The sequence below is a fragment of the Hoylesella buccalis ATCC 35310 genome (genome assembly GCF_000177075.1).
In the GTDB taxonomy this organism is placed as follows: Bacteria; Bacteroidota; Bacteroidia; order Bacteroidales; family Bacteroidaceae; genus Prevotella; species Prevotella buccalis.
In genome coordinates, this window is the sequence record NZ_ADEG01000088.1 from 1 (window position 1) to 8,226 (window position 8,226).

Consider the following 8,226-nt stretch of genomic DNA (forward strand, 5'->3'; position numbering starts at 1 on the left):
TTTATACTCCTAATATTACACAATGGAATGGGGAAGTTATTAAAGAAAGGTAGGTCAGAATAACAGCCTGATAATCAATTTGGTTATAAATAATTAGGTATAAAGGCAGGGAAAGATTCTCTGCCTTTTGTTATATTTGTAGTCCAAAAGAAAGAAAAATGAATATATGAGAACGCGTCGGCACTTTATGCTCCAGATTGGGAAGTTGAGTTTCAATGTCTGCATTGCAATTTAACGGAAGTAATCAAAGGTGCGAAGAATGGTATGGGTATAACAAAAACGAGTGCAATAAACAGGAAAGAACGACGTTAAATAGTTGATAACCATAAACAATCGTACGTTATGACAGAATTAAAGGTAATGAAAATAACGAAACTTCTTTCTGTAAGTACAAGAGACAAGCCGAATGAAGGGTACGAGAAGATGTAGTTCTACTACCATCTTGATCACTTGGGCAGCAGTAGCTACATCACCAACCTTGACGGCGAGGTATCGTAGCACATCGAATATGTGCCGTTCGGTGAAGTGTTCATAGAGGAGCGCAACAAAACAAGGACAAAAATATCTTGGAGAATGATTGTTTTTAATAAAAAAATGATGCTCTTTCTGAAAAGGCAGCTTATTTCAAATAGGCTGTCCAAAGGGCTTGTAGATCTTTTAAAAGAAGGAATCACTGTTAATGGACAATGTATTTTCTTTAAACGTTTTTATGTCAATAATCCACATATAACATTAGATTTGTTTGATGATATGACGGCGTATGAATGTTTTCTCAATAATGTTCACATTGAGGATTTTTGTCGTAAGGATATTGTATCAAATGCTTTTATTTTTGCAGATAGATTGGAGAATATACTTAAAGAAATGAAATGTGGATATGAGATTATATTAACCATACAAAGAGAGTCATGTGTACTTACATTCCATTCGTTGCATGAATCTGAAGCAGATTGGATGGATCTCTGTAAAATCGATGATTATAAATGTGGAATAGCTCTTTTTAGGTCTCAAGTGTAATGCTCAAAACTGAGGTCGCCAAAATAAAAGATTAGTAATGAGATTTTGTGCTATATTGATACTTTCTGTGATTTCAATTCTAAATAGTTTAGAATTGAAATCACAAACTGTTGTAAAAATTTTAAGCAATGGTTGTAAGGTAGAGAGAAGTTTATTTCTAAACGAAAAAAAAATCGGGGTGTATAATAAACGAGGTAGATTGGTTAAATTGTCCGCAGATGAAATCAAATGTCAAAAGATATTTTTATATCAATCTAATAGCCTGTTTGATTATGGAATAATTCTAAAATATCCCGAGGTCATATATAAAGATGCGTGTATTATTGCTGATATTTTGTCAAGTTATGACCCAAGCGAAATCTTATCGTTTACAAAGCCTATAGGGGAGCGAAAAAAGATTTCTATACAAGATATCAATAAGTATTACACGTATCTTGATGCCAGTGTTGACTATGTAGTTAGCATTAACATTATAGTCAAGGATAGTCTTATTACCCAATATAGTTATACTTACAAGCCCAATATGTCTGACGTCATTATTTCATATACATGTGTATTTACTTATGATAAAAATAATCGAATAGTAAAATTAGAAAAAATATATAGTCGACACTATGAAACAAAAGAAATCATATATGAAAACAAATAACACACGATTTTTGGTAATGCTCCAAATCGGGAGTTGTCAGAATAATTGCCTGATAATCAATTCGGTTCTAAATAATTACGTATAAAGGCAGGGATAAATTCTCTGCCTTTTGCTATGTACGCTCGGCATGAGCATTATCTAACGGGTGGAAGTCCAGAATAAGCCCTAATAGCGGGAATTACATAGCCAAAGGCAAGTGTGTTCATCGTGAGGTGAAATCTGAAGGAAGCTGGCGGCAACATCTGACCTAACGAACAGAAACTTCATATAAGGCATTTGGCCATGGATGAGATTGTCAAACAAATCAAAGTCCTATAGCTATTCGGAATGGTTGGTGGAGTTTCACATATCATATATGGGTAACGAGCAATATCCTTATATGTGTATTAAAAGCCGTAAGCAATAAACAGGAAAGAATGACGTTAAATAGTTGATAACCATAAACGATTGTACGTTATGACAGCGTTAAGCGCAAAGACAATAACGCAGCTTCTTTCTGTAAGTACAAGAGTCAAGCCGAACGACGACCACGAGAAGATGCAGTTCTACTACCATCCTGACCATTTGGGAAGCAGCAGCTACATCACCAATTTAGACGGAGAAGTGTCGCAGCATATTGAGTATGTGCTATTCGGCGAAGTGTTCATAGATGAATTGGAGCTTTCGCGGAAATCGGCGGCCGCAGGGAAAGCCAACTGCAACAATACTTGGAATACCCCTTATCGATTCAACGATTGTGCCAACGAGGGCAGAGGCAAGCTTGCTTGCACTATGCCGAGTGCAGGCAATCGTAGAGTAACGCTCAACGATTGTGCCAACGAGGGCAGAGGCAAGCTTGCTTGTTCTATGCCGAGTGCAGCCAATCGTAGAGTAGAACTCAATGCCAAGGAGTTGACGAAGAGACGGGGTTGTACTACTATGGTGCGAGGTACTATGAGCCGAGAATTAATTAACTTTTGACACACTCTAAAAATGAAGAAGTCCTTATCTTTGATGTTGTATGTATTTATGTGCAGCTGTTGTCTTGGCTCTTCGAGAGTCTCATTGAATTATAAAAATGATGAATCAACAGACGCACTAGAAGTAAAGTCTCCAATCTGTAGTCCTCTAAATTCTGAAGATAATGAACTAACAGATTCTATAACAACTAATTTTTCTCAGAGCAATGTAACATATTATGGTATCCGGATTTGGCCCCAAGACAAAGAATACTACCAGAAAAGTGTAGAAAACAGGTTGTATCTTGTGTTAGGGATTAATGATACGTTGGTAGTTATATCCGATAACCCAATATTTTTTGGGGCGAATATATTATCAATAAGATCAAAAAGTAGAGCAAGGAAGGTATATTCAAGGTACAATCTTAATTTTGACAATGATCTTCCAATAGGATTTTATGCCACATCTTCATCTGATACTCTTATTTATGAAAAAATACCAATAAAATCTGCTCCGTATCAATTGTCCAAGGGTATATTGAAGACAAATAGGTTAATTGGTCTCCCCATATATGTGGGTATGCCTATCAAAGTGCTAAATAGAAAAGTGGGGATAGAGGGAATAATCCCACTTGAAACCTTAACAGAGTATAAGGTAATGTGCGTCATACATCCAGAAGCGGTTCGCTCTCTTTGGGTAGATAAACAATATATCCAATCATTGAAGCAGTTAAGTCACTGTGATATAACAATGATCATATTAAAATTAAAAGATAACAAGATTGATACCATTGAGTTTACCAATTTTGGGAAATATAAAATGACGGATGGAATGAGCGTAACATCATATTTAAAATTTAGATAATGCGGTAATGGCCAAAAGACGTAAAGAAATTCCAGTAAGCGAAAGAACTGTTATTTTGAAAGGATTATGAAAATGAAAAAAACATTACCCGTTGGCGGAATTAAATATTGAATAAGATGGGTAATGCTTCAAATCGGGAGTTATTGAAATAATCATCTGATTTTCAATGTTATTTTTAAAAGATTAGGCGTAAAGGCAGGGAAAGATTCTCTGCCTTTTGCTAGTACGCTCGGCATGAGCATTATCTAACGGGTGGAAGTCCCGAGTAAGCCCTAATAGCGGGAATTACATAGCCAAGAGCAAGGGTGTTCATCGTGAGGTGAAATCTGAAGGAAGCTGGCGGCAACATCTGACCTAACGAACAGAAACTTCATATAAGGCATTTGGCCATGGATGAGATTGTCAAACAAATCAAAGTCCTATCGCTATTCGGAATGGTTGGTGGAGTTTCACATATCATATATGGGTAACGATCAATATCCTTATATGTGTATTAAAAGCCGTAAGCAATAAACAGGAAAGAACGACGTTTAATAGTTGATAACCATAAACGATCGTACGTTATGACAGAATTAAACGTAAAGAAAATAACGAAACTTCTTTCTGTAAGTACAAGAGACAAGTCGAACGACGACCACGAGAAGATGCAATTCTACTACCACCTCGACCATTTGGGAAGCAGTAGTTACATCACCAACTTGGATGGTGAGGTCATGCAGCACATCGAGTATGTGCCGTTTGGCGAAGTGTTCATAGATGAATTGGAGCTTACGCGGAAATCGGCGGCCGCAGGGAAAGCCAACTGCAACAACACATGGAACACGCCTTATCGATTCAACGATTGTGCCAACGAGGGCAGAGGCAAGCTTGCTTGCACTATGCCGAGTGCAGCCAATTGTAGAGTAGAACTCAACGCCAAGGAATTTGACGAGGAAACCGACTTATACTATTATGGTGCCAGATATATGGATCCCCAAAATTCTATGTGGCTGGGGGTTGATCCGCTAACGGAGAAATATCCGAATTTAACAGGATATTGCTACACAAATAATAATCCTGTCAAGTATATTGATCCAACTGGTACAGATTGGTATAGAAATGATGAAACTGCTGCTATTTTCTGGCAGGAAGGGAATGCCAACTCTATAACATACGATGGTCAGGAGTATAGAAATATAGGTGAAACATATAGTATATATCAATCTGGAATGAGATACGATTATCAGCAGGATAAGATTATAAAAGTATCCGATGCAAGTGGTAGGTTTAATGTAGAAGGTGGGCAATATATACCTAAGAGTTTTATAACAGATGATGGAACTAAAGTTAGTGTAACTTTTAAGTATAAGAGTCCAACTGGGGGTTATGGTGATTATGCATTGTCAAAAGATGCTGTTAGTTTATTAATTAAAGGGATAAACGATGCTAATATTTCTGGCGCAGGAATTACTTCTATTGATGTTTCTACAACTACAACTGGGAAACATTCCCCTTCAAGCAATCATTATGCATCAAATGGAGGAAGAGCTATAGACATTGACATGGTAAATGGAATCCCAGTTAAAAATCCTAAATCACATGAAAAAGTTGATGCTTTTCAACGTGCAATTAGAGAGAATCCTATCTTAAGAGAGAATTTTGGACCTAATATACAAGAAAAAGAGGGGAAAACTAAGAGGATCTCTGGGCATAATAATCATATTCATATTGCAACTCAAAAGCGATGAAAAAATATAGGGCATGTTTTTTAAGCATAATTATATTGTATTGCTATATAGGATTACCTATTTATTCACAGAATAAGGATACTTTGTGCATTCACGGAGATTTTGTTTGTACAATAGGTAAATATTTGGTTTATTGTCAAAATAGCGATGATACGGAAGCGATTGAAAGGAAACTGCAAAGACTGGATATAAGGAATTACCGCAACCACAGTTATTGTATCGATTCAACCATGACCTCGAATTGCTTAAAGATCTCGGACTCTGCACTGATATATGCAAAAGGTAGGAATATTATACTTTGGCATGTTCCTCAAAATGCAAAGTATATTTATTGGCATTCAAAGCAGAATTTACCCATTGTGAACCTAGCTCAAAGTCGGAATAGGGATTATTTAATGGTGAGTCGAATAGATTACGAAGCAGAAGAGATGCTATTAACAATTATGGGAAAGAAAATGAATATTCTTTTTGAAAAGAAAATTAAGCTAAATGGTATGGAGATAGAGGGGGCGATTCCTATATCGTATGCCATTGAATCTTGTTTTGTTATTCTTGTCCAGGACAAATTATATCTCATCGACTGTGAAAGATTAAAGATTAACTTAATCACGAATCATTGTGATGTTTTTACCACCAGTACTCACTCAATTATCTATTACAAATTTATTTCAGATGATAAAACTAGAGGATATGAGTTGATACCATCCCGAAACGAAATACAAGAAATAGACAGGAGTCTTGAACAATCCTTATATGATTGTCCTCTGACTTGGTTGTTTACTTCAAGAGTTAACGACGAAAATATTCCCATATATTACGTATGCGGAAAAGCGTATCGATTAGAAAAACATAATTGGCAAGAAATTCCTAAAATAATTATCTATCAAGATAAAGCAATTAGTATTACCGTCCCAATTATTAATGGTACTTTTCAATATAACTGGTTCAGTTTTTCTTTTCTTAATGATAGTGATTGGTAATGCTTCAGATTGGGAGTTGTGAAAATAGGGTCTTGATTATCAGGACTATCTGATAAATTAAAAATGCGAAGGCAGGAATTAGCGCTTTGCCTTCGCATTATTTTCGCAATTATAGCATAAGCAAATGAAGCAACAGGATAGTTTTGGAACTTTATGCTCCAGATTGGGAGTTAAGTTTTTATGTCCCTATTGTCAATCTGAGTCAATCGTCAAAAGTGGGAAGAATTGCAATGGCAAACAACGCTACCAATGCAAATATTGCCACAAGCGCTTTATCACCGACTACACCTACAAAGCCTATCTTCCTGACACCGATTCCAAAATCATCCAACTGACCAAAGAAGGATTGGGCTTCCGCAGTACGGAACGAATGCTGGGTATTAGATTTATCAGTATTTATTCATGTCTACTCTCAAGAGATTTTGTCAGTAGCACGGCTTGCTGTTGCAGCCTGACGAGAGATTGTGAATAGGTTTCGAGTTTGCCGAGCATTCGTTGAGCAGTGGCGACAGAATGATAAGTATTGAGGGCTTTCACGGCTTCGTTGTACAGCACTCTAAATATGAAAAGTAGGAGATAAATGCCTTTTATGAATAACATTTACCTCCTACCCAATTTTATTTATGCCTGCAAGGAAATATCCCTTGCATGCTGTTTTCAGCCTTTAATGGCAGCTACACCAGGAAGAGTTTTTCCCTCAATGGCTTCAAGCATCGCGCCACCACCAGTAGACACGTAAGAAACCTTGTCGGCCAAGCCAAACTTGTTGACAGCTGCCACAGAGTCGCCACCGCCAACGAGAGAGAATGCACCATTCTCTTGCGTGGCTTGAGCTACGTATTTGGCAATTTCACCAGTACCGTGTGCGAAGTTCTCCAACTCGAACACACCAACAGGACCGTTCCACAAGATAGTCTTAGAGTCGAGAATAATCTTCTTCCAGTTTTCCAAACTCTCTTTCGATGCGTCCATGCCTTCCCATTCGTCTGGAATTTCATTGATGGGGAACACCTTGCGTTCGGTGTCGTTTGAGAATTCCTTTCCGCAAACGGTTGCTACTGACAATGACAGGTTGACGCCCTTTTCTTTGGCGGCTTTCATCACATTGAGAGCCTCTGGCATCAAATCATCTTCGTGCAACGACTTACCAATCTTGCCACCTTGTGCTTTGATGAAGGTGTAACCCATGCCACCTCCGATAATCAAGTTGTCTACCTTGTCAAGCAAGTTCTTGATAACACCCAGCTTAGAGCTTACCTTGCTGCCGCCAATGATAGCAGTGAAAGGATGCTGTGCGTTCTTCAACACGTTGTCAATGGCAGTCACCTCTTTCTCCATCAGGTAGCCCAGCATCTTGTTGTCGGCGTCAAAGTAATCGGCGATCACAGCTGTAGAAGCGTGCTTGCGGTGAGCGGTACCAAAGGCATCGTTTACATATACGTCTGCGTACGAAGCCAATTTCTTGGCAAAGTCTGCCTGACTGGTCTTCATGGCTTTCTTTGCCTCGTCGTATTCAGGTGTGCCTTTTTCAACGCCTACAGGCTTACCTTCTTCTTCGGCATAGAATCGAAGATTTTCTAACAACAAGGCTTCACCCATCTTCAAGTCAGCTGCTTCTTTCTCGGCATGGGCACAGTCTTTCGCAAATTTCACGTCAACGCCCAAAGCGTCTGAAACGTTCTTAACGATTTGTTTGAGTGACAATTCAGCCTTCACTTTACCTTTGGGCTTGCCCATGTGACTCATCATGATGACAGCACCGCCGTCTGCAAGAATTTTCTTCAGCGTAGGCAGAGCACCACGAATGCGAGTGTCGTCGGTTACCTTTCCATTTTCATCCAATGGAACATTGAAGTCTACGCGTACAATTGCTTTCTTTCCAGCAAAATTGAATTGATCAATTTTCATTTTCGAATCTTTTATTTGTTAATGATAATTTATTCTCGTTGGGTTGACAAAGTTACGAAAAATAGCTGTGAATACACTCTATTTTATGGGTTCTTTTTATTGGCAGGTTCTATAAATTACCACCGCATATAGTCATTAAATA

At 38.0% G+C, this 8,226-nt stretch carries 6 protein-coding genes and 2 pseudogenes; 6 read left to right on the forward strand and 2 right to left on the reverse strand.

What is annotated here, in order from left to right; genetic code table 11:
- Nucleotides 1-573 precede the first annotated feature (573 nt).
- The 6 genes and pseudogenes from HMPREF0650_RS09495 to HMPREF0650_RS13760 all read left to right on the forward strand — a co-directional run bounded on the left by HMPREF0650_RS09495 (nucleotide 574) and on the right by HMPREF0650_RS13760 (nucleotide 6,648).
- Nucleotides 574-1,017, forward strand: coding sequence for a PM0498 family protein (locus HMPREF0650_RS09495; RefSeq protein WP_155813625.1), 444 nt, complete (start codon nucleotides 574-576; stop codon nucleotides 1,015-1,017).
- Nucleotides 1,018-2,128: 1,111 nt separating this feature from the next.
- Nucleotides 2,129-2,398: pseudogene (locus HMPREF0650_RS13755) on the forward strand (RHS repeat-associated core domain-containing protein); the annotation flags it as partial.
- 240 nt (nucleotides 2,399-2,638) lie between these two features.
- Entirely contained in the window at nucleotides 2,639-3,469 is an 831-nt protein-coding gene (locus HMPREF0650_RS09510; protein WP_004350358.1) for a hypothetical protein, read from the forward strand.
- Between the two features lie 563 nt (nucleotides 3,470-4,032).
- Complete coding sequence (locus HMPREF0650_RS12485; RefSeq protein ID WP_004350360.1) at nucleotides 4,033-5,196, forward strand: RHS repeat domain-containing protein; 1,164 nt, start codon at nucleotides 4,033-4,035, stop codon at nucleotides 5,194-5,196.
- On the forward strand, nucleotides 5,193-6,176 hold the full coding sequence (locus HMPREF0650_RS09520) for a hypothetical protein (protein WP_004350363.1): 984 nt from the start codon (nucleotides 5,193-5,195) through the stop codon (nucleotides 6,174-6,176). Before HMPREF0650_RS12485 ends, HMPREF0650_RS09520 begins: the two co-directional genes overlap by 4 nt.
- Nucleotides 6,177-6,300: 124 nt before the next feature.
- Nucleotides 6,301-6,648 carry an IS1/IS1595 family N-terminal zinc-binding domain-containing protein gene (locus HMPREF0650_RS13760; protein ID WP_081454886.1) on the forward strand — a complete coding sequence of 116 codons (348 nt, stop codon included), beginning with the start codon at nucleotides 6,301-6,303 and terminating at the stop codon, nucleotides 6,646-6,648.
- On the opposite strand, the pseudogene HMPREF0650_RS09525 reads toward HMPREF0650_RS13760, so the two are convergent.
- Both HMPREF0650_RS09525 and HMPREF0650_RS09530 read right to left on the reverse strand, forming a co-directional pair.
- Nucleotides 6,573-6,731: pseudogene (locus HMPREF0650_RS09525) on the reverse strand (plasmid mobilization protein); the annotation flags it as partial. The gene HMPREF0650_RS13760 and the pseudogene HMPREF0650_RS09525 overlap by 76 nt on opposite strands.
- 102 nt (nucleotides 6,732-6,833) lie before the next feature.
- Nucleotides 6,834-8,084: a phosphoglycerate kinase gene (locus HMPREF0650_RS09530; RefSeq protein ID WP_004350367.1), complete on the reverse strand. Its 1,251-nt coding sequence runs from the start codon at nucleotides 8,082-8,084 to the stop codon at nucleotides 6,834-6,836.
- Nucleotides 8,085-8,226 lie beyond the last annotated feature (142 nt).